Source organism: Chryseobacterium sp. DT-167, from assembly GCF_058310155.1.
This window is the reverse complement of the sequence record NZ_JBZEEQ010000004.1, coordinates 218,794-243,049: the sequence shown is the minus strand read 5'-3', so window position 1 is coordinate 243,049 and position 24,256 is coordinate 218,794. Positions and strand designations below refer to the sequence as shown.

The 24,256-nt window shown below is 34.1% G+C and carries 12 protein-coding genes and 1 tRNA gene; 7 read left to right on the top strand and 6 right to left on the bottom strand.

Annotated features, from left to right (window positions below):
- The first annotated feature begins 121 nt into the window (after positions 1-121).
- From AC4FQ5_RS07900 to argS, 3 genes are all read left to right on the top strand, one after another.
- A complete protein-coding gene (locus tag AC4FQ5_RS07900; RefSeq protein ID WP_491142214.1) occupies positions 122-3,145 on the top strand; it encodes a SusC/RagA family TonB-linked outer membrane protein in 3,024 nt (1,007 codons plus the stop codon).
- A 4-nt stretch (positions 3,146-3,149) separates the two neighbouring features.
- Entirely contained in the window at positions 3,150-4,631 is a 1,482-nt protein-coding gene (locus tag AC4FQ5_RS07895) for a SusD/RagB family nutrient-binding outer membrane lipoprotein (protein ID WP_491142212.1), read from the top strand.
- Positions 4,632-4,707: 76 nt separating this feature from the next.
- A complete protein-coding gene (argS, locus tag AC4FQ5_RS07890; protein ID WP_491142210.1) occupies positions 4,708-6,468 on the top strand; it encodes an arginine--tRNA ligase in 1,761 nt (586 codons plus the stop codon).
- Between the two features lie 40 nt (positions 6,469-6,508).
- On the opposite strand, the gene AC4FQ5_RS07885 is transcribed toward argS, so the two are convergent.
- The 5 genes from AC4FQ5_RS07885 to ccoN all read right to left on the bottom strand — a co-directional run bounded on the left by AC4FQ5_RS07885 (position 6,509) and on the right by ccoN (position 18,578).
- On the bottom strand, positions 6,509-7,441 hold the full coding sequence (locus AC4FQ5_RS07885; RefSeq protein WP_491142208.1) for a YihY/virulence factor BrkB family protein: 933 nt from the start codon (positions 7,439-7,441) through the stop codon (positions 6,509-6,511).
- A gap of 166 nt (positions 7,442-7,607) precedes the next feature.
- The gene (gene tamL / locus AC4FQ5_RS07880; protein ID WP_491142206.1) at positions 7,608-9,959 is read right to left on the bottom strand and encodes a translocation and assembly module lipoprotein TamL; all 2,352 of its coding nucleotides are present in this window, start codon (positions 9,957-9,959) and stop codon (positions 7,608-7,610) included.
- Positions 9,960-14,999: a translocation/assembly module TamB domain-containing protein gene (locus tag AC4FQ5_RS07875; protein WP_491142204.1), complete on the bottom strand. Its 5,040-nt coding sequence runs from the start codon at positions 14,997-14,999 to the stop codon at positions 9,960-9,962.
- 398 nt (positions 15,000-15,397) lie between these two features.
- Positions 15,398-16,276 carry a c-type cytochrome gene (locus AC4FQ5_RS07870; RefSeq protein ID WP_491142202.1) on the bottom strand — a complete coding sequence of 293 codons (879 nt, stop codon included), beginning with the start codon at positions 16,274-16,276 and terminating at the stop codon, positions 15,398-15,400.
- 22 nt (positions 16,277-16,298) lie between these two features.
- A complete protein-coding gene (gene ccoN, locus AC4FQ5_RS07865; RefSeq protein ID WP_491142200.1) occupies positions 16,299-18,578 on the bottom strand; it encodes a cytochrome-c oxidase, cbb3-type subunit I in 2,280 nt (759 codons plus the stop codon).
- Positions 18,579-18,765: 187 nt separating this feature from the next.
- Here ccoN and AC4FQ5_RS07860 point away from each other — a divergent pair, with 187 nt between their 5' ends.
- On the top strand, positions 18,766-19,059 hold the full coding sequence (locus AC4FQ5_RS07860; RefSeq protein WP_491142198.1) for a helix-turn-helix domain-containing protein: 294 nt from the start codon (positions 18,766-18,768) through the stop codon (positions 19,057-19,059).
- 165 nt (positions 19,060-19,224) lie between these two features.
- Positions 19,225-20,187, top strand: coding sequence for a beta-1,6-N-acetylglucosaminyltransferase (locus AC4FQ5_RS07855; RefSeq protein ID WP_491142196.1), 963 nt, complete (start codon positions 19,225-19,227; stop codon positions 20,185-20,187).
- A 148-nt stretch (positions 20,188-20,335) separates the two neighbouring features.
- Here AC4FQ5_RS07855 and AC4FQ5_RS07850 read toward each other — a convergent pair.
- Positions 20,336-20,406: transfer RNA gene (locus tag AC4FQ5_RS07850), tRNA-Gln, on the bottom strand.
- 383 nt (positions 20,407-20,789) lie between these two features.
- On the opposite strand from AC4FQ5_RS07850, the gene AC4FQ5_RS07845 reads away from it, so the two are divergent.
- Positions 20,790-22,820, top strand: a complete 2,031-nt coding sequence (locus AC4FQ5_RS07845) for an ATP-binding protein (protein WP_491142194.1) — start codon at positions 20,790-20,792, stop codon at positions 22,818-22,820.
- Between the two features lie 31 nt (positions 22,821-22,851).
- Positions 22,852-24,096: a hypothetical protein gene (locus tag AC4FQ5_RS07840; RefSeq protein ID WP_491142192.1), complete on the top strand. Its 1,245-nt coding sequence runs from the start codon at positions 22,852-22,854 to the stop codon at positions 24,094-24,096.
- The last annotated feature ends 160 nt before the right edge of the window (positions 24,097-24,256 follow it).

The following is a 24,256-nucleotide window of genomic DNA, read 5'->3' as shown; positions in this document are numbered from 1 at the left end:
CAAAGTGTTCAAAATTAGAAAAATTAAAACTATTATGAAATAAATAGCAATTTTTTTTCTTTTTAACAGTTTTTTAAGAAAAAGTTTTACAACTTTGTTAACACAAAATTAATGTATAGATATGAAGAAATTAACATCAGGTATATTACTTGTAGTAATGTCCTCTTCTTTTATTGTTGCCAACGCCCAACAAACAAAGCCGAGTGATACCTTAAAAACACAGGAAATTGAGGGTGTGGTGGTTACTGCACTTGGTATTAAGAGAGAAAAAAAATCCTTAGGCTATTCTTCGCAGCAACTAAATGCGAATCAGGTAAATTCATCTCCAACTAATAATTTTTTAAACAATCTATCGGGTAAAGTTGCCGGATTAGATGTTAAAATGAATTCCAATTTTGGAGGATCTACTAATATCGTTATGAGAGGAATCAAGTCTATAACGGGTAATAATCAGGCATTGATTGTTGTAGATGGTATTCCTATTAGCAATGCTAATCTTAATACCAACGACGCTAAAAATGGTCGTGATGGATTTGACTTTGGTAATGCAGCATCGGATATTGATCCAAATAATATTGAATCTGTAAACGTACTAAAAGGTGCAGCGGCAACAGCTCTGTATGGTAGTTTGGCAGCAAACGGAGCCATAATGATTACCACTAAAAAAGGAAAAAAGAATTCTGGACTGGGGATTTCTTACAGCTCAACCGTTTCCGTAGGAACTTTTGATAAATCAACATTTGCAGAATATCAAAAAGAGTACGGGCAGGGCTATGGAGGAGAGGACAGCTCTTACGTAGGAGATATTAATGGCGATGGTATTGATGATGGTTTAATTGCATCTACAGGAGATGATGCTTCGTACGGTAATGCATTTAATCCTAATGTCTTAGTATACAACTGGGATGCTTTTATTGAAGGTCATCCAAATTATCAAAAAGCCACCCCTTGGGTTGCTGCAAAAAATGATCCAACTAAATTTTTTAAAAAGGCATATTCCGTTATTAATAGCATAGCCCTGAACGGAGGTACTGAAAGGTCAGCATATAATTTCGGATATACAAATAATTACGAAACAGGTATTCTGCCTAATAGTTCTTTAAATAAAAATACAATTACTGGAAATTACTCTTACGATCTTTCGGATAAGATAAAAACCAATGCTTTTGTTACTTTTACTAATCAAAGTACTATCGGACGAAATAATGTAGGGTATGGTGATAATATTATTGGTGGCTTCAGACAGTGGTGGGCAACAAATGTTGACGTTTTAGATTTAAGAGAGCAATACTTCAGAACGAAAAAAAATGCAACATGGAATATGATAAGTCCAACGGGAGGAAATTTAGCACCAAATTTTTGGGATAATCCTTACTGGAGCAGATATGAAAACTATGAATCTGATACGAGAAGAAGATTTTTGACTGGAGGTTCGATAAGCTATGACATTACAAAGAATCTTAATTTATTAGCCAGAGTCGGGATAGATTATACGAGAGACAAACAGGAAATAAGAAAAGCTGTGGGGAGTCATGCAGAGGAATTCGGTCTTTCACAAACCAATCAGTCTTCAGGATATGAGATTTATACAAGAGATTTCATGCAGCAGAATTATGATTTTATTGCCACTTATGACTTGAAGCTCGATGGAAAATTCAATGGAAAATTAACTGGCGGATATAATTTTATCAAGAGAGACATTGAAGCTTTTAATGCATCTACTACCGGTGGATTATTAAAACCAAATTTCTATGCCTTGCAAAATTCTAAAACTTTTATTGCACCCATAGAGACAGACGTTAAATATAAAAAATCTGGTGTTTACGGACAAGCATCATTCGATTACGATAGAACAATATTTTTAGAAGGATCTTACCGTTATGACAAATCTACTGCATTACCTTCATCAAATGGAGGTTATGGCTACTGGGCGTTAGGAACAAGTTTTATATTCTCAGAATTAATTAAACAACCTTGGCTTAATTTAGGTAAGTTAAGATTGAATTATGCAGAAGTTGGTAACGATCCTGAACCGGGCAGATTTGGTTGGTTGAATAATAGAGGAGCTATAACTGATGCTGCTTTGTTTGACCTTTCAACAACCTATCTGGATTTTTCACAACTTAGACCGGAAATTACAAAATCTTGGGAAGCCGGGGTAGAATTGCAAATGTTTAAGAATAGATTAGGTCTAGATTTTTCAGTTTACAAAACCAATAGTACGGATCAAATTTTCTCTGTTCCAACTTCGGGAGCATCACAGTATTTATTTAAAATGATTAATGCCGGTGATTTAGAAAATAAAGGTATTGAGGTGGCTTTAAGTGGAACTCCTATCAAAACCGAGAATTTCGCTTGGAATATTAATGTGAATTGGTCTAGAAACAGAAATAAACTGGTCTATTTAGATGAAGGCAGAACCAATCTCCAATTGGCAAATTTCCAGCATACATCGTTAAATGCGACAGTAGGAGAAGCTTATGGAACTATACGTGGAACCGACTACGTTTATGATGGAAACGGTAACAAAGTAGTAGGAGATGACGGGTATTATTTGATAAATAACGATCAGGTTCTTGGTAATATTCAGGCTGACTGGTTAGGTGGAATTTCGAATACTTTTAAATATAAAAACTTTTCAGTAGGCTTTTTAATTGATGTGCGAAAAGGAGGCGATGTCTTTTCATTAGATCAGATTTATGGTCAGGAAACCGGTCTATATCCAAATACAGTAGGCTTAAATGATTTAGGAAACCCAATCAGAAATACTTTAGATCAGGGTGGTGGAGTGATTTTGCCGGGAGTAAAAGAAGATGGAACTCCTAACGATATCAGAATCGATGGTAGCTATTCTACAGGTATTTTTGGTTCAGTTAATCCTGAGAAAGCTTTTGTATATGATGGTTCGTATGTAAAATTAAGAGAAGCTTCCATTACTTATACTCTTCCTAATGAAGTTTTTAGAGGGACGGTTATAAGATCTGCTTCATTCAGCCTATTGGGTAATAACCTTTGGATTATTCATAAAAACCTTCCTATGGCAGATCCTGAAGCCGGATCTTCAGGTGGTAATGTTCAGGGTTATCAGTCAGGAGTAATGCCTACTGTAAGAACCATATCGTTTAATGTAAAAGTTAATTTTTAATATTATGAAAAAGTTTTTCTTATCAATATTTGCAATTTCTGCTTTAGTAACTTCTTGTGCCAGTGAAGATGATATTTACAATGATGATTCTCTTAAAGCCTATGATGCATCCGGAGAATATTTCTTTGCCAATGCACAGAAAGAATTAGTAGACCAGCTTACTACACCAAGTGTGAATTTAAATGTATTCCGTTATTTTTCACAATATTGGGCGGCAACCACTTATCGGGCTGAATCTCGTTATGATTTAACTACCAGAAATATCCCTGATAATCATTGGAATAATCTTTATACGGAAGTTCTTGGGAACCTTAAGAAAGCAAAAGAAAATATCCTGCTGGAAAGCAAACCTGCCGCAATGTCTGAAACCGATTGGGGCAAAATGCAGCAAAACAGAGTTGCGATCATAGAAGTTTTAATGGTTTATACCTATCAGGTTTTGGTAGATAGTTTTGGAGATGTTCCTTATTCTCAATCATTAGACATTGTAAATACGCCATTGCCAAAATATGATGATGATGCTGCAATTTATCCTCAGCTTCTTATAAGATTAAATGCAGCAATTGCTAAGTTAGATGCGGGGTACGGGTCAATAACTCCTAATCAGGATTTGGTATATGCTGGAGATGTTTCTAAATGGAAATTGTTTGCAAATTCATTGAAAGCGAAAATTGCTATTAATTTAGCTGATGTTAACAATAGCCTTGCAAAATCAAGTATAGAAGAAGCATATGCAGCTGGAGTAATTGAAAGTAATACAAATAATGCTTTACTTGCATACAATTCTTTTGCACCAAATTATAATCTTATCCATGAAGAATTAGTACAAAGCAACAGAAATGATTTTGTTCCTGCTTCAGTTTTTGTAAATAGGCTTAATTCTTTGAGTGATCCTAGAAGACCAATATATTTTACTCCCTTGAAAGGGACTACAAATACCTTCGTAGGAGGAAATTATGGATATCAAAATTTGTTGCCTTATGATGACTCTTATTCCCATATTGGTGACAGAATAAAAGAAGCAAATCTTCCGGGAGTTTTAATTGATGCTGCAGAAATTAATTTTATATTAGCAGAAGCCTCAGAAAGAGGATATTCTGTAGGTTCAGCTGCTACTCATTATGAAAATGCTGTTAAAGCGTCACTGAATTTTTGGGGGGCTACCAATACTGACGCAATCGCATACTATAACCAAGCAGAAGTTAATTATACTACCGCTCCCGGTACTTGGAAACAAAAAATAGGGAATCAGGCTTGGATTGCTATGTATAATAGAGGATTTGAATCCTGGACATTTTTTAGACGCTTAGATTTTCCTGCTATTGTTGCACCTCCGAGTGCATATCCTGTAGCAGAAGGAAAAATTCCTGTGAGATTAACGTATCCATCTACAGAGCCTAATATTAATGGGGCTAGTTACCAAGCTGCTGTTACTGCCATCGGTGGTGATAAGCTGACAACCAAAGTTTTCTGGGATGTAAATTAAAACATATTCAAGTCAGATCAAAACCGCCTTAGGGCGGTTTTTTTATTTCCGTATATTTGTATTTCAAATTAGAATAATGAATATTAAAAATATTATAGAACACAAACTGGCAGAAGTTATTCTTAATGTCTATCAGCTTAAAGATATACAGCTGGAAATTCAGGAGAATAAAACTGAGTTTGAAGGTGATTTTACAATTGTTACTTTTCCTTTGGTTAAACAATTGAAGAAAAATCCTGAAAGCATTGGTGTTGAGTTGGGAGAAGCTTTAACTGAGCAGACTGAATTGCTTGAAAGTTTCAATGTGGTAAAAGGTTTTTTAAATGTAAAAGTTAAAAATCAGTTTTTCGTTGACCAGTTTAAAACGGTAAGCGATCAATTTTCGACTATAGAAAAGAAGAACGAAACCGTTATGGTTGAGTATTCTTCTCCAAATACCAACAAACCACTTCATTTAGGACACGTAAGAAACAATCTTTTAGGATTTTCTGTAGCTCAGATTCTTGAAGAAGCCGGTTATGATGTGATCAAAAGTCAGATTATCAACGACAGAGGAATTCATATCTGTAAATCAATGTTGGCTTGGGAGAAGTTTGGGAAAGGCGAAACTCCGGAAACCGATCATGTGAAAGGAGATAAATTTGTTGGAAATTATTACGTGAAATTTGATCAGGAATATAAAAAAGAAATTGCTGAACTAGTAGAACAAGGGATTTCAGAAGATCAGGCTAAAAAAGATGCCCCTTTAATGAAAGAAGCTCAGCAAATGCTTCTCGATTGGGAAAATGGTGACGAAAAAATACGAGCACTTTGGAATGAAATGAACTCATGGGTGTACAAAGGTTTCGGCGAAACTTACAAAAGATTAGGGGTAAATTTCGATCAGGTGCAGTACGAAAGCAATACTTATATTTTAGGAAAAGACCTTATTCAGGAAGGTTTGGATAAGGGAGTTTTATATCAGAAAGAAGATGGTTCGGTTTGGTGTGACCTTACGGATGAAGGTTTAGATCAGAAACTTTTGCTTCGGTCAGACGGAACTTCTGTGTATATGACTCAGGATTTGGGAACGGCTGTACAGCGTTTTAAAGAAAATAATCTTCAGAAATTAATTTACACCGTAGGAAACGAGCAGGATTACCATTTTCAGGTTTTATTTAAAATTTTAAAGAAACTGGGTTACGAATGGGCAGACCAATTGTTTCACTTATCGTATGGAATGGTTGAACTTCCGAATGGTAAAATGAAATCCCGTGAAGGAACTGTAGTAGATGCTGATGAATTGATGCAGGATATGTTTGATATTGCAAAGTCCAAATCTGAAGAATTAGGAAAATTAGAAAACTTTACTGAAGAAGAAAAAAATCATAATTACGAAAGTATAGGAATCGGGGCTTTAAAATATTTCATGCTGAAAGTTGATCCGAAGAAGAAAATGCTTTTCAATCCTGAAGAAAGTATTGATTTTAACGGAAATACAGGACCGTTTATTCAGTATACTTTTGCACGTATTCAATCATTGCTGACAAAAGCAGATTTCGAAGCTAAAGAAACTGAGACCATAGAATTAAGTCAGTCTGAAAAAGAACTGATCATGCAGCTTGCCAATTATAAAGCGGTAGTCGAAAGAGCGGCAGAAAATTTAAGCCCGGCTTTGGTTGCAAATTATTTGTATGATTTGGTTAAATCTTACAATTCATTCTATCAAAACAACCCGATTTTGATTCAGGAAGATGAGAATATTAAACAGTATCGACTCAATCTGTCAGATCTTACGGCAAAAACCATTCAAAAATCATTACGATTATTGGGAATAGAAACCGTAAACAGAATGTAAAAATTAAATCCTCCTGAAATTTCAGGAGGATTTTTTATGATTAAATCTGAGGAATTTCATTTTTAAGCTGGCTGTCTCTGTACAGTTTTGCGCTGCTCCATTTTGCGTGTTTTGAAGGGATGATTTTGTATCCCTTTTTATAGGTATACACTTTTGTAAACTCAGCTCCGAAGAAGACCAGCATACAGGAATAGTTGATCCACATCATAATCAAAATCACGGTTCCGGCTGTTCCAAATGCTGAAGTTGGTTTAAACTGTCCAAAGTAAAGACTCAATAAAAATTTACCTAAAGTAAAGAGTACAGCAGTAAGTAAAGCTCCTTTCCATACCGATTTCCAACTGATTTCGACATCGGGAAGCACTTTAAACATCAAGGCAAAAAGCACAACAACAATTCCGAAACCAATTACAAAATTGATAAGCTCAACGATGATATAGGTTTCCAGACCGAAATATCTGGTGATAAAATCATTAAACAATCCGATCAGTGAAGATAAAACCATCGTGATCATTAATAAAAATCCTAAAATTAAAATCATTCCTAAGGAATTGGCTCTGTCTAAAAGAAATTTAACCAAAGCTTTCTTCGGCGCAGCTTCTACATCCCAAAGATTATTCAAAGATTTTTGTAACTGGAAAAATAGAGTAGTAGAACCATACACTAATGAGCCGATCCCTATCATCTTCATAAAAATATTTTCTTTGTCAATCAATGCTCCGGCAATCATATCCTGAATACTTTTAGCAACATCCTGCCCCATCAATCCGCTGATCTGGGAGCTGATCTGTCCACGAATTGCTTCTTCACCAAAGACATATCCTGCTATCCAGATAATAATAATCAATAAACCCGGAATTGAGAAAATAGCATAATATGCAAGGCTTGCAGAATCATTTGATGCAGAAGAATTATTCCATTCCGTAAAAGTTTCTTTGGCGGTTTCCCAGAAAAATTTTAGTTCTTTTAGCATTGTTTTTAGAAATTATTAATATCATTATGATTGTTGGCAATTATTTTAGAAAAATAAATTTTATAGTCTTTGTCATCGATTCTGTCGAATCTTCGATTTCCTATGGAATGACAAACTTTTATATTTATTTAAATCGTTTTTAGATAAACCAATTGTCAATAAGCATTTAAAAAGGATATCCGATCGCAATATTTAAAATAAGATTGTCTTTTCTCCAGCTTGAATCTCCAAAGTTGATTCTATCGAAAGCCCATCTTTCACCTTTTTCATAATAGGGAACCCTTAAAGGCATTGCCAGATCAAGTCTCAGAATAAGGATTGAAAAATCGAGTCTCAAACCAACACCTGCACCTACAGCAATCTCGCTCAAAAAATCTTTCGAAAATTTTCCACCCGGTCTTGTATTGATTCCATTTTCGTCCAGATCATCGTTGATGAGCCAGATATTCCCGGCATCTGCAAACACGGCGACATTTAAGAATTTATATAGATTGGCCCGGTATTCTGCATTCAGTTCCAATTTTATATCTCCTGCCTGATCAAATACAAAACCACCGTTCTGTTGTTGCGGTCTCGGGTCATAACTTCCAGGTCCCAAAGTTCTTGCACGGAAAGCTCTGACACTGTTACTTCCTCCTACAAAAAACTGTCTTGAAAACGGAATATGTTCCGAGTTTCCATAGGGTACGGCCACTCCTGCAATAAATCTTGAGGCGAATGATGTCTTTTCTGTAAACTTATGATAGAATCTTACGTCGTTTTCAATCTTTGCGTACTGACTGAAAGGAACTCCGAATATCGTTTTCTCTTTTCCTTCTTTTACATTAGCTCCGGTTACCAAACCTGTAATATTTCCTGCCAAATCGAGCATCCCTTTATAATAGAACGTGTTTTTTCGGGGAAGCATTGTGGTGGAGTAGGTATAGGAATAAGTTGGACCAAAGATCAACTGTTGATCTACAACTCTTTTCAGATAAGGGTTCTGCTGATATTTTGCCGTATACTTGGGAGTTACGTTCGCAGGATCGATTAATGAAATGTCAATTAACTTAAGCTCATGCTCTTTCCTTACATTTTCTTTCCATTGATAGCCGAATGAGGCATTGAATGTATTTAAAGTATATAAAGTTGTACGGTTCTGAAATTCATAACCGATCTGAATATTGGTTCTCGGTACAAACGCACTGGATGAATTAAAATTGAACGGTGCCACAATTCTCGGAATCGATAATTGCGCATTTGCTCCCGCTCTGAAAATATTTTCAGCGTCTGCAGGACCACCAACCTGAACGTCAAAAGCACCGTAAACGGAAGCTTTAAACTGCTCTGCACCACGGAAGAAATTTCTTTGAGTCCAGTTTAAGTTTAATTCACTTCCCGCATAATTCGCAGAATTGGTTCTTCCCAAAGCTTCTAAACGTAACGATTGCAATTCTCTCGGAGTCAGAATATAATAGGCATCAAACTTATGGTTTAAAGAATCTGAAACTACAAATTCATTTTTTACAAATTTAAAAACACCAAGACTGATCAATCGGTTAAGTGACAAATTATGATCTTTTCTGTTATAAATATCGCCTTTGTCGAAATATAAAGCGCGGTCAAAAATTCTCGGCTTAAATTTTTTATCGGGATCAACAACATAGATATCATTGTATTCATATCCTTTCAGCGAATCAGGATTCATCGGGATATCATATTTTCCGCGTTTTGCATCACGAAGATTATAATTCGGGAAAACAACCACCTTATCAATGGTAAACTGCTCAGTTGCCAATTTCGGAGTATTGTCTTTCAGTTTGACGATCATCTCAACTTTATGGTCTTTACTCACCGTACTGTCTGCCTGAACGATAATATTATCAGGGTTGAAATAATAAAAACCTTTGTCTTTCAAGCCATCATCAATTCGCTGTCTTTCAGCTTTAATAACATCAAGGTCAAAAGGATTTCCTGCTTTTAATAGAGTTTTTTCTTTTAAATTCTGTATTTCCTGATTGATAAGACTTGAATCCTGCACAAAATTGACATTGCTGATCAGGTATTGCGCTCCGGGATTTAAAGTATAAATTACTCTTGCCTTTTTATTTTTTGAAACCGTATCATACTTAGCTTTTGCATTGAAATATCCTTTGTTTTCAGAATAATTGACAATAATATCTTTATTAAATTCTCTGTCGACATCACCCAATAAAACAGGTTCTTCACCAAATTTATATTTCAGCCAATATCTTAAACCCTTTTCTTTTTTCGGTTCTTTTGTAGCATTATATGCATACAGTTTTGGTCTTAAACCTAAAAATGATGAATTGGGTTTTGGCGTTAAATTTTCTTCAAGAGCAGCTTTCAGTTCATTTTTCTTCTTTTTGGGAAGCGTGTCATTTTCAATTTTTACTTCAGCTCCTGTGTAAAGCATTTGTCCTTCCTTCAGAAATTTGGTGTTGCTGCACGAGACAGCCGCCGCAGTCACTCCCGATGCCAAAAAATATTTACAGTATCTATTAAATTTACTTTTCATTTACTTAAATTCTACGACTTGGTTATCTGTTTTTTTCTTATTCTCTCTGTTTTCCCTGTTTCGGCTGTTTCTCGACTTTCTGAAAATATCTCTGAATTTGTCATAATCCAAGGTGATGATAAATCCGACTCCCGTTTCTACGATTTGCCCCTGCAAAGCAACCTGATAATCGTTTTTACGATACGCACGAAGCATGTATCTTCCATCTCGTGAAAGACTGTAATCTACTGTAACATCTCCTGCAATATTGGTGGTGTTTTCATTTTGTCGGGCTTCACCTTCCAGTCCGAAATTACTTCCCACCGAAACTTTCAGTCTATCATTCAATAATCTTTTGCTCAGACCGATATTCAGGTCCGTTCTTGTATTTTGTGTGCCGGTAGAGTAGTCTTCAGTCGATTCCAGATCAAAATTAAGATCAACTCCTTTTATTAAATCTGCAGCAAGATTATTCAGCTGCTGAGAAAGAATTTTACTTACACTCTGTCTTGCCATCGTCTCTGCAGATACTCCGGAATTACTCTGGAACGGATTTTCACCAATAAAACGGTTCAATAAAAGTAAAGCAAAAACCTGCTTGTTCATTTCATTTTCGTCCTGTCTTAGCTGGGCGAGCTTTCCTTCAATAGTTTCTGTTACTGTAGAAGATACCGCATTGTTTTTTTCATCTGTTGTAATGTCAAATGAAATCTGGGGTTTCAGAAGTTCACCTTTAAGGATAAGCAATGTATTGAACGGAATTCTCTGTTTATATTGATTTAAATCTGCATCGGCAACTTGCTGTTCCACAAGGTCGATGGGTGCAGTTTCGGTTTTATAGATTGCGGTAATATCGAGATTGGCAGTTGTAGGTTCACCGGTCCATGTGATTGTGCTTCCTTTTTGGATGTCAAATTTTCTTTTCAGAACACTTACAGACATTTCATAACTTCCTTTTTCCACCTGATAAACTCCTACTAAAGTTGTTTTTCCGGAAGGATCAATTCCACCTGTTAGATCTGCCTCACCCTGAAGTTTTACAAAATCTCCGGCTGCTTTATCTATAACGATCGACATTTTTGCTTCTTTATCCACTTCAATGTTTACGTTCAGATTCATTCCTTTTATCGGGCTTTGTGTATCGATAGAATCTGCTTTGATTGTTTTATTCAAAGCTACCTGATCCTGATCAATAAATTCTACAATTCCGTCTCTTTCCTGTAGAGAAGGGCTTGATTGTGGTAAGACAAAAGTAAAATCGGTGTCTTTGGAAATTGCAAGCCTTCCGTCAACTTTTGGAAGATCAAGATTTCCACGAACCTTCAGTGCTGCATCAATAGAAAGAATTCCGTACATCATTGCATCATTTGATTTCTCAGAATTTACCACTTTAAAATCTTTAGCATCCACATCAAGATTAAATGCAAAATCTCGGTACGTCTGAGTAAGAACCTGTCCGTCGATGTTCAGAGAATTTCCGTCTTTATCGTTGATTTTGAAGTTATCAAATTCAATTCCTCTGTTAGTAAATCCTATTTTATCGTTGATATTTCTAAAATCACTTCCAGTCTGCGAAATCATCAACCCAACATTATTCAACTTCAAATCTCCCAAAATCTTAGGTGCAGATGTTGTTCCGGTAATTTTTAAATCCCCGGAAAGATAGCCTTCCGTATTGGTAATGGCATTCATAGAAAAACCTTGTAAAGTTTTCATCTGAAGCTGATTCATATTTAAATCTAGATCAAATGTACTCGAAGCAGTATTGTAATTTCCTAAAATTTTCACATCATTACTGTTCCCTGAAAGCGCTATATCAGCATTCAGAAGATTGGCAGATTGATTATTGACTTTAATGGCTAAATTCCCTACCGGACTTCCGTAAACAATCAGATCAGAAACATTAATGTCTGAAGTGAATGTCATATTTTTGGTTAAATCTCTCAGTTGCGCCGTTCCGTTGATCGTTCCTTTTGCTAAAAGTGAATCTTTTTTAATGATCTCGGTGATTGTTTCAATTTTAAAATCTTTTAACGAAACATTTAAAGGACTGCTCGGAGAATTGCTTTCAGATTGCAAAGAAATCTCAGCTCCTGCATTGGAAAGTGTAAAATTATCCGCAACAATTCCCTGACTGAAAATCTGGATCTTGTTGTTTTCGGCAACCGTCCAATCCATATAATTTAATTTTAAACCATTTGGATTTAATGAAATTTCGGTAATGTCATTCATTGATTTTGCATTTCCTGCAATTAAAAACTGGGTGACATCTTTATCATCTTTTGTGGTGATATTGTAATTGATGATATTGTTGGCAACATCTCCGTTGATATTGACTTTATTTAAAGCAAAACTCTCACTTTTTAAAGCCGCAACACTCAAATCGTACTGCAAAGCCTGATTTTCATTCGTTATTTTGAGTGAGGTGCTTTCGAGGGTATTTGTTCCATATAAAACCTGTGGGATTTGTGCATCAATCAGAATCTGTTGAGAATCTGCATTGTAATTTCCATTGATATTGATGGTCTCAAAACTTTTCAACTCAGGAACAAATTTTCTGATCAGATCATCATTTTTGATTTTTGCATTAAAAGTAAAATACTGTCCTGCATCAATCTTCTGGGTTTTCCCTGGCTTCTGAAATTGATAATACTGATTGATTGTTTGCTGTAAAGCTCCGAAAATTTGAGTCAGTTTATATTTTCCATTCAATTCTACATCTGCAATCTGAGAATTGAATTTGATCTTTGTGGAATCTGCTGTTGAAACTGCCAATAAATTAACTTCCTGAATCGGATAAACTTCTTTTGTATCAGAAATAGCAAAATCTTTAAGATTAAGATAACCATTTAAATTATCAGGATCAAGGCTTTTAAAATCACCGTCAATTGATCCTGCGATGATCATCGGTGAACTGTAAAATCCTAATTTATTTAAATCTAATTTATTGATATTTCCATTGACTTTTACAGTAGGATTTTTATCGTTATAAACTCCTGAAGCTGTCAATTGTAAATTGGCATTCGGGTCTTTTGAATTGAGAATGACGTTGTAGGCTCCACGATTAATTTTTCCAACCAGATTCATATTCTGATAACGGTAACCTTTGTATGTCGCAGACTGAACAAAACCTTTTAAGTTGGCATTTGCATTTTTAAAGTCAAAGCTTTCTCCTTTGGCATAAATATTTGCAGTAATTGATCCTAAATCTTTATTCTGAATAATTTTTCCGATCTGTAAATTCTGAAGATTAGCTTTTACATCATACAATTCGCGGTTTTTTCTTCGCATATCCACTTTAGCGATAATTCCTGCATTGCCTAAAGTAGAGGTAAGACGTAAATTGGTGTTAACAACTTTGGTTGTTCCTTTTGCAGTTCCTTTTATTGTAAAGAATGACGGTAAAGTAATGTTTTTCGGAATCGTATTTTTTGGAACTAAATTGTAAATCGTTTTGGCGGATGAAGAAACTTCTGCAATTTTTAAATCATAATATAGATTATCAGGATTCATCGCATTTTTTATTCTTCCTGAAGCTGCAACTTTCAACCGATCCAGACCAGAAACTTTCAGATTCTGAATGGCAAGATCATTTATTGTTCCTTTCAAAAGTGCATTCACATTTAAAGTCGCATTCGGATATTTATTGAATGGAGCGGTATTTCTCAGGCTCGGAACCAAATTTAAAATATCTGAAAACCCAACTTTAGAATCACGGATGTCTGCTGAAATTTTCACAGCTCCCGGATTTGCAGAAAGTTGCTCAATTGAATTGTAATTTAAAATAATTTCATCTCTTAAAACCGTTTTCGGAGTCTGTAAATACAAATTTTTCAAATAAGCCTGTTCTGCTTCATACACAAAATCGGTATTGAATTTCTGAACATTCAAGCCTCTTGCTTCCTGAATTTCGGCAGATTTTACACTTCCTGCAAAACCATTGTTCTCCATTTTAAAATTTCGGACATCAAGATTTAATTTTGCGAAATTCAAATGATTAAAATCCATTCCGCTTTTGGTTGGAGCGACTGCGGTATTGTTGTAAGCGACCTTTACATCATCAAGAATCAGTTTTCCTAAAAGAACTTTCATTGCTTTTTCTTTCGCTGAATTTTTTGATGTTGCCGGTTCTGCTTTTGTGTCTTTAGGATTTGCGTTTGCTGTCGGAAGATAAAGATTGGCGTTGATGTTTGCGCCTGTTAAATAAACATTTCCAACGTTGTAAGATTTGTTTTCAAGATCAAGATCGTTTATATTGGTGCTTAGTTCTTTGAAGAGAACTTTAGCAAATGTTTTGGTATTGTCGTCGCCGTAATCGATGTTAAAATTGGTCAGTTTAATTCCGCTTAAACCCAACTTCATCGGTTTTTTCTGATTGAGAGAATCTACTTTCTGTTCTACATTATCTGCAACTTCTTCTATAAAGTCCTGTTTTAGTTTTAATTTTAATCCGTCTAGATTGATGTCGTTGACAGCGTAAGAATTATTCTGAAGATCAAACGTTTTTACTCTCGTATCAAAAGAATTGAAATAAACTTTGATGTCATTTTTTGACTGCTGATCATTAAAAGTTAGACCTATATCTTTCAGTTTAATTTTATCAAGCGAAATAATGAATGGTTTTGAAGTGCTTTCTTCTTTATCTGAAGTTGCAAATGCATCAATGATGTAATCAAAATTGAATTTTCCATCTGGTTTTCTCACCACGTTGGCTCTTACCCCTTCGAGATCAACCGAAGTAAGATCCGCTTTTGAATTGATAAGCTTCCACATATCTAAACCGACATCAAATTTTCTTACGGTTAAAAGAGTGTCGATATTCTGACCTTTCAAATACAAGTTCTCCATAACTAGACTGTTCGGAAAACCGATGTAAACTTTTTCGAGACTTACTTTTGTTTTTATTTTTTTCTCCAGATAAACGACAAGCTTATCTTTCACGTAATTCTGAACAGCAGGAATTCTCAGACTGAAAATAGCGAGAATAAGGATAACAAGTATTGAAATAATCGTGATCGCAATACCTTTAATTATTTTTTTAAAGTTTATTTTTCTTTTCAATTTTATATGATTTAGACTGATGTAAATAATTACTCTTAAGGATAATAGTATTAAAACTATCTTAATGATAAGTGCTTACGAATTAAATTTTATCAGTAGAAAAATAAGAATATAGGAATATTTTCATGATTATCTTTTTATGATTTAGTTATTGAAAAAAACTTTTGTTAAAAACACCTGCAATATGTTTGCCAACCCACCTTAAATCATATTAAATTGAATAATAACTAAAAAATAAAACCTGCTCAGAGAACAGGTTTTAGATAGAAAATATCCCTATTGAAGTTAAATATCCAGAGAATATTTAAAAGTGAATAGGTTTTCAGATGTTAGTCGGATACAATAGAGATATTTTTCTGATGGATGTTTTTACTTCATAGTTGATATATTTAGAGATTTTATTCTTGCCATTTTGCAACTTCCCCTTGCGGAGCTGCGCCACCCTGAGCTTCTGTAACAGGGCTTTTTTCCTGATTGATGTGATATATGTAAGCGGCTATTTTCTCAGCATCTCTTCCTGTAATGGTTCCTTCTTTGATAAAAGGTCGCATTGTAGGATTGTTGGGTGAGCCGTTCTCAAGCATCCAGAAAACATTTCTGAAAACATTTTTTTCTTTGATGTTGATCCAGTTTTTGTCAGTAAGATTGGGACCTATTCCACCTTTTCCACCTTCTGAGTGGCAGGTTACACAGTTGGTTTTAAAAAGTTGTTCTCCTTCAGAAATATTGTCTGCACTGTATTTTGCGGTTTCTAAATTGATGGCGGGTGCGGTTTTCTCGTATTCAGCGATGGATGCAAGCTGCATTTTTGCTTCCTGATCATATTCAGCTTCCGGGTGAGCATAATCTGTAAAAGCAAAAGCAATCATGTAAACGGCGCAGAAAGCAATTCCGAAATAGAAAAGACCAATCCACCATTTGGGTAAGGAATTGTCGAGCTCGGTAATTCCGTCAAAACCGTGATCGATAAGAATATCTTTCTCTTCAGACTGAGATTGTTTTTTAAAGGCTGAATTCCAGAGTTTTTCAAAATAAGGAGTTGACTTTTCTTTGATAAATAATTGCTTCTCTTCTTCGGAAAGCTTTTTAAAATTTTCATTTTCAACTAAATCTCCAATCGAATTCATGATTAGAATAAGAATGGTGACAATCAGAAGGAGTACCCAGAAAAACGGTGATGTGAGATACCCGGAATCCTGCGTGAACATCTCAAATGCCATAATGGTTAAGCCTATTGTTACAGCGATATATATTGAAATTGGAGTTCTCGTTTTCATTTGATTAAAATTTTACGATTCATTATTTTACACTTGCGGTTTTGATGTCAGTCGTTTTGATATCGGTTCCCAATCTTTGCAGATAAGCGATCATAGCAACAATTTCTCTTTGTTCAAGCGGGATAAAAGCATTTCCTTTTGCTGCTTTTTCTTTTTCCATCTGATCTTTTACATCGGTTGCTTCGGCATAAATTCTTTTAACAATTGCTTTCGACTGATTATCTGCCCATTGATCGGCAGAATCAATTTCTGCTTTTGTGTATGGTATATCAAAAGTGTTTTTCATCAGTTTGATTTTATCAGTCATCTGAGATCGGTCGAGTTTATTGGTAATCAACCATGGGAAACGAGGCATGATCGAACCTGCGGAAGTAATTCTCGGGTTATACATGTGCTTAAAGTGCCATGAATCCGGGTTTCTGTCGCCTTCTCTGTGAAGATCGGGTCCCGTTCTTTTGGAACCCCATAAAAAAGGTCTGTCATAAACGAATTCTCCGGCTTTAGAATACTGTCCGTTTTTACCGTCAAATCTCATTACTTCATCGCGGAAAGGTCTGATCATCTGTGAGTGACATGAGTTGCAGCCTTCACGGATGTAGAGATCTCTTCCTTCCAGTTCCAAAGGTGAATAAGGTTTTACAGCTGAAATCTGAGGTAAATTACTTTTTACAGTCAATGTCGGAACGATCTCCACCAAACCACCAATTGCAATAGCAATAAAAGCAAGTATGGATAATAGGTGAGGAGTTCTTTCCAGCCAGAGATGTACGCCTTCACCTTCTTTTCTTGAGCTACCTACATTTGCTAAAGCCGGAGCTTCTGCAGGAACATTTTTCTGAAACGAACCTTTTCTGATGGTTTTGTAAACGTTGACAACCATTAAAATTGCTCCACTCAGATAGAATAATCCGCCTAAAAATCTTAATTTAAAATAAGGAATAATTGCAGTCACCGTATCGAGCCAGTTTTTCCATAATAAGGTTCCGTCCGGATTGAATTGTTTCCACATCAAACCTTGGGTAAATCCTGCGATATACATGGGAACAGCATAGAAAATAATTCCTAAAGTTCCCATCCAGAAATGCCAGTTGGCAAGTTTTTTAGACCAAAGTTCGGTTCTCCACATGATCGGAATCAGGTAATAAACGACTCCGAATGCCATGAAGCCATTCCATCCTAGCGCTCCTAAATGTACGTGACCAATAACCCAGTCTGTATAATGACCGATTTTATTTAAAGATTTTGTTGCTAAAAGCGGTCCTTCAAAAGTTGCCATTCCGTAACAGGTTACAGCGACTACGAAAAATTTAAGAATAGGATTTTCTCTTACTTTATCCCATGCTCCGCGTAATGTGAGAAGACCATTTAGCATTCCTCCCCATGAAGGAGCAATCAGCATAATTGAAAAACCGGTTCCTACAGCTTGAGCCCAAGCCGGAAGTGCGGTGTATTGAAGATGATGAGGTCCTGCCCAGAGATAAACGAAAATCAGTGACCAGAAGTGAATGATTGATAATTTATAAGAAAAAACGGGTCTGTTGGCTGCTTTCGGCATAAAATAATACATCAAACCTAAAACCGGTGTTGTCAGTACGAAAGCAACCGCATTGTGTCCGTACCACCACTGTACAAGTGCATCTTTTACTCCCGCATAAGCAGAGTAGGATTTCCAGCCTGTAAATGATAACGGAACTTCAAGATTATTGAAAATATGAAGCATGGCAACTGCAATCCAAGTCGCAATATAAAACCAGATAGCCACGTAAAGGTGCCTTACTCTTCTTTTGGCAATCGTTCCGAACATATTGATTCCGAAAATCACCCACGAAAATGTAATTAAAATATCAATAGGCCATTCGTGCTCAGCATATTCTTTTGAGGTGTTGATTCCCATTAAAAACGTGATTACAACGGCGATGATCATGATTTGCCACGTCCAGAAATGAACCCATGATAAAGTATCACTGTACATTCTGGTTTTTAAAAGTCTCTGCATACTGTAATACGCACCGCAGAAAAATGAATTACAGACGAATGCGAAGATCACGGCACTCGTATGAAGCATTCTGATTCTTCCAAATCCTAAAGCTCCCTGCGAATTGATCAATCCCTGAATATTTCCGCTTCTTAAACTCTGAATTGTAGTGTCATCCGTTCCAAATAAAAATTCGGGTAATTCGGGATAAAAAAGCATTAATGCAGCAGTCAGTCCCAGGATAAATCCGATGATTCCGAATACGATTGTAGCATAGAGGAATGCTCTGACAATATTATTGTCATAATTAAATTTTTGCGTCTCCATAATTCCAGTTGTGTAGTAGAGTATAAATTTTATTTCGTTGAAAACACTTTAGCTGTAAAAAACATCTGTTGAATAGAAATAAATATCATAATACAAGTCTAATGTTTTGACAAAGGTATTTAGTAACTTTGTCTGAGGCTAATAGATAAACTTCTAAAATATACCTAAAACTACTAAAACAAAAGCTATGAAAGTGTGCGGACAAAACATCAGAAAAATCCGAAGAAGTAAAGATTTTACTCAGGAATACATGGCTTTTGAAATGGGGATTTCTCAGAAAGCCTATTCGGATATCGAAAATTCTAAAGTGAAAATCAATCTGGAAATCTTAACGAAAATTTCAGACATTTTAGAGATTAAACCCTCCGATATCTGCAGTATTTCGCACAAATGTTCGGGGAATGATTATGAAGATAAATTCAATGATTTACTTGAATATATGAAGCAGAATAACCTTCCAATTCCTGAAAATTATCTATAATACTGATCCTTAAGATTTTATTTTCTGTAAAAAACACGGCATAATTTAGCGATTGATTTAATTATTTTCAATAAATTGATTTTATTTTTCGTATATTTATAAAAATGTCTATTAATACTTTATAAAATAAGTTGTAAGCATTCATAATTTTTAAATTATATTAAAATGAAAAATGTTTATATAAGCGAAAGCGACGGACATAATATTAATGATCTACCTCCGAAGTCTATAAATATTGCCTATCTAATTTTAGTACATCGTTTACCTGATCAATTCAAAAAACTTTTCAGAGCAATCTACGAATCCACAAATTTTTATCTCATACATATTGACAAAAAAGCAAATCAGGAAATAGGTGAAGAAGTAAGAAGCTTTCTCGAAAAATATCCAAATGTGCATATTCTTAACCATGAAAATGTTGTTTGGGGCGGATACAGCATGGTACAGGCTGAACTTGACGGGATGAAATACCTTCTTGACATGAATACAGAATGGGACTATTTTATCAATTTGAGCGGACAGGATTATCCTTTAAAATCGCAAAAAATAATTAAAGATTTTTTATCAAAAAATAACGGTAAAAGCTATATTAAAATTGCCAATCAGGAAAAAGTGAGACCTGAAACAATGAATAGAATTGAAAATTATTTTGAAGAATCAGAAGGTAAAATATCAGACAAAACTCATAAAAGAGATTTTATGAAAAATATAATTCCCTACATTGGCGGTCAGTGGATGATTTTAACGAGAGATTGTTGTGAATTTATTATAAACAGTACAGAAGTAAAAAAGTTTGAAGATTATTACTTAAATACTTTAATTCCCGATGAATCTTTCTTCCAGACAGTTTTGATGAATACATCATTTATCGGAACACTGGTAGATGATGATAAAAGAGCAATAATCTGGATTCCTGACGGAGATATTAAATTGCGTCCTAAAACCTTCACAAAAGCAGATCTGGAGTTTCTGCAGAAAGGGAATCACCTTTTTGCCAGAAAGTTTGATGATAATGTTGACGAAAATATAATTGATTATATTAAAACTGATCATGAAAAGCCTTTAAAAACAATGGTTAAAATAACTGATGTTAAAAATATGAGCAGAACTTTCAACCACCTGAACTAGATTGAAATCATTATGATATGACCTTGATTCACTTGAGTCAAGGTTTTTTTATTTCTTAAATAAAAATTCCGGATCAATATAAATTACAAAGTGAAGGTTTCCTGTGTTTTTTTAATTAAAAAAACCATCCTTTGAAAAGGATGGTTTGTAGACCCACAGGGATTCGAACCCCGGATAACGGTACCAAAAACCGGTGTGTTACCACTACACTATAGGTCTGTGTTATTTTTGGTGGTGCAAATTTACAGTTTTTTTCTTTATCTGCAAGTAATTGTTGGCGAAGTTTGAATTTTTTTAATATTATTGATCATCTTTGATCGTTTATCAGAGTTTCGTGAAAAACAAAAACCACCCTTTGAAAAGGATGGTTTGTAGTCAACGGGGAACAATTGTCGAATCATTTTATCGAAGATTTGCAAAAATTAGACTTACTAATTTAGTAGGATGCTTATCACTAGTGTAATCACATTATCCTTTTTTTAGTCATTAAAAGTTTTATATTTTTAGGGTTGGAAAAATTATGATAATTTTATAAGTATTATAGTTAGCTTAATTCTTAAAACTAATACCATCTAGCTCATTTTTGATCACAAATAGAGAATATGAAAAAAAATAAAACTCAAATAACATCTAAAAGTATTGTACAAAGCGGTTTACCAAATGATTTTCGAAAATCAATTTCAGAATATATTTGGAATGGTTTTGATGCAGAAGCTTCTGTTATAGACATTTTCTTTAGCGCCAATGAAGTTGGTACTTTGTCTGAATTTTTAATAACAGATAATGGTAATGGGATATCATTCAAAACCATTGATGAAACTTTTGGATATTTCCTAGATTCTAATAAAGCAAAATCTTTTGACAACAATAGATTTATTAAAGGTAAGAAAGGAAAAGGTAGATTTTCTTTCCAACAGTTTTGTGATGAAGCAATGTGGAAGACTACATATTATGATAATGAGAATCAAAAATTTTTAAGTTATAATATCGAAATAGTAAGTTCTAATCTTGATGATTACAAAACGTCAGATTCAGTAATTACAAACGAAGGTTGCGGAACAACTGTTCATTTTGGATCATTCACAAATTTAACTGGGGATTTATTAGATTCTTCAGAATTCACTAGCTTTTTAGAGTCAGAATTTGGTTGGTTTTTATATTTGAATAAAAACAGAAATTTTGCCATTAATGTCAATAAAGTTCCAATTGATTATAACAATGTAGTTGAGAAGATTACAGAATACCCAATTGAAATTGAGGGCAAAAGCTTCGATATTTCTTTCATCTTATGGAAAAACAAAATCAATGAGAGATATTATTACTACTTTCTAAATAATGAACTAGATGAAAAAGGTCGAGAACATACAAAGTTCAATAATAAAACTCAAGATTTTTGTCACTCAGTTTACGTAATATCAGATTATTTTGAAAAATTTAGCAGGACGGAAAATGACGGAACTTCTTTAGGTTTTGAAAAGAACCAGAGTGATCCTGTTTACAAAAAGCTCTTACTGTTTTTAAATAGAATAGTTTCTGATGAAGAGAAAAATTTTATTAGGAATAGGAAAGCTGAAAAGCTTATTGAAGATTATAGAAAGAATAATATTTTTCCTAAGTTTCGAAGTAATCAATATGACAATCTTCGCAAAAGAGATTTGGAAATTGTCGTTAAAGAACTTTACTGTATCAATCCTAAAATTTTTCAAAATCTAAGAATTCCTCAGCAAAAAACATTAATTGGTTTTTTGAATTTATTGTTAGACTCCGAGCAGCGTGAAAATATTTTACAAATTTTAGAAAATATTGTTGAAATATCTGAAGAAGAAAGAGAGGAATTGGCAAGAGTACTTTCTAAAACAAAAATTAGCAATATTACTGCATTAGTACAATTGCTAGAAAAAAGGAAAAATACAATCAATACTATTCAACGGTTAGTTTTTGATTTGGAAAAGTTTACAAATGAATGCGATCACATTCAGGTTTTAGTAGAAAATAACTATTGGTTGTTTGGTGAACAATATCATCTTGTTTCTGCTGACGATAATTTTGAGAAAACATTAAACAATTATTTATACTTCTTAGAGCAAGAAGAAAAAATTAAGTTTGATAAAGATGATGAAGATGATGAGGTTCTACAGAAAAATAAGAACGAAAGGAAAAGAACAGTTATTGAGTCTAAAGAAAAATTAAAAAGGCCAGATATATTTATTTGCAGGAAAAATGCTTCTTCAGGGTTTTTAGATGAGGAAGAGAATATCATCGTAGAACTAAAACGACCAAGTGTAATATTGACGAAAGTTCAGTATGACCAATTAGAAAATTACATCAGGTTTATTGTAAAAGAACCCAAATTCAATAGCGATTTACGTAAATGGAAACTGATTTTAATTGGTAAAGATGTTGATGATTATATAAAAGATCAGTACGAATCACATAAGAATAAAGGCAAGAAATTTTTAGTTCAAGCGGTAAAAAATTATGAAATATATGCTTACACTTGGGATGATATTGTGAAAATTTTTGATCATCGGCATCAATTTCTTCTTGATAAAGTAGGATACAAAGATGACTTCATAAACGAAATAGAAACTATGAAAAATAATCCGCAAGAATTGGTCAGAAAAGTGATATAAGTTTTTTACTAAAAAATTAATTCTATAATTAATGAAAGCACCGATAAATATACATCCCCCTAAAAATTGGCAGGATTTTGAAACTCTATGTCTCAAAATCTGGGGTGAAGTATGGAATATTCCGCACGAAATTGAATTCAATTCAGATAATGCTCAGGGACAAAATGGCGTTGATATTTATGGACCTATTGATGGCGGACTAAGCTATAATGGGATACAATGTAAAAACAAAAAACTAAATTTAATTGATGGCAAGCCAAATAGGATTTCTGTTGGAGATATACAAGCTGAAATCGAGAAAGCAAAATCTTTTCAACCTAGTTTAAGCAAACTGATTATAGCTACCTCTTTACCAAAAGATCAAAAGGTTGAAGAATATGTAAGAATACAAAGTGTAGAGAATATAAAGAATGGACTCTTTTCTATTCAAATTTGTTTTTGGGAATTTTTTGAAAGAAAAATATCTGAATTTCCAAATGTATACAATTGGTATATTAAAAATGAGGATTTTCATCGTGTAAAGCAACTGTCAGTAACATTCGACAATGGCAAATCTGAAATTATTTGTCAGCCTAAATTTCAAAAAAACGTTAAACGTTACATATATAAATCTAAAGATGACAATATAGAAGATGAATTCGAGTATAATTTGACCCTAGCAGAAGCTATTAAAAAATATGATTCTTTAGGAAGTAAACCTAACAAGAAATTTAATGCTTTATTTAGTAAAATAAGTTTAAATCATTCTTTGATTGGACATCAAAAGTATGTCTGGGGACAAACGTGTTGGTTAAAACTTCAAATTCAAAATTCTGGAGAATCAGTTATTGAAGATTTTAAGATAGAGCTTGATTTTGAAGGAGATTTTGAAAAAGTTGGCGCAGAAAGTGGTCATTATTTGATTAATCCCAATTATGTAAACAATATAAGGGAGTATAGTAATACTGAGAAATCTCTGTATATCAAAACTCAGAGTAAAGAGCTTGTCCAAGGAGATTATTTCAATACTGGAAATTTTTTTATCAAGCCTAAAGTTTCAGGAGAAAACAGTGAGGTTATCGTCAATTGGAAATTACTGTCTCGTGATTTTACAGATTCGGGAACACTATTAATAAAAATCAAGCCCAAATTCCATACAGTTTTTATTGATAAAGATGTTGAAAATATTGAGGAAGAAAGAGAAGATATTATATATAAATTGTTCGAAAGACCGGGCATTTCAAACTTTACAAGTATCAATTATCTTGATAAAGAATCTGATTATAATTTTGAATAAATGAGAGATAATTTCAGTCAGAAAACCAAAGATATTTTAGCTAAAAGAGTTGCTTGGAGATGCTCCTTTCTAGGTTGTCAGAGGCTTACTGTAGGACCCGGACATAGGAACAATGAGGATGTTATTAATTTGGGAGAAGCTTCACATATTTTTGCTGCAT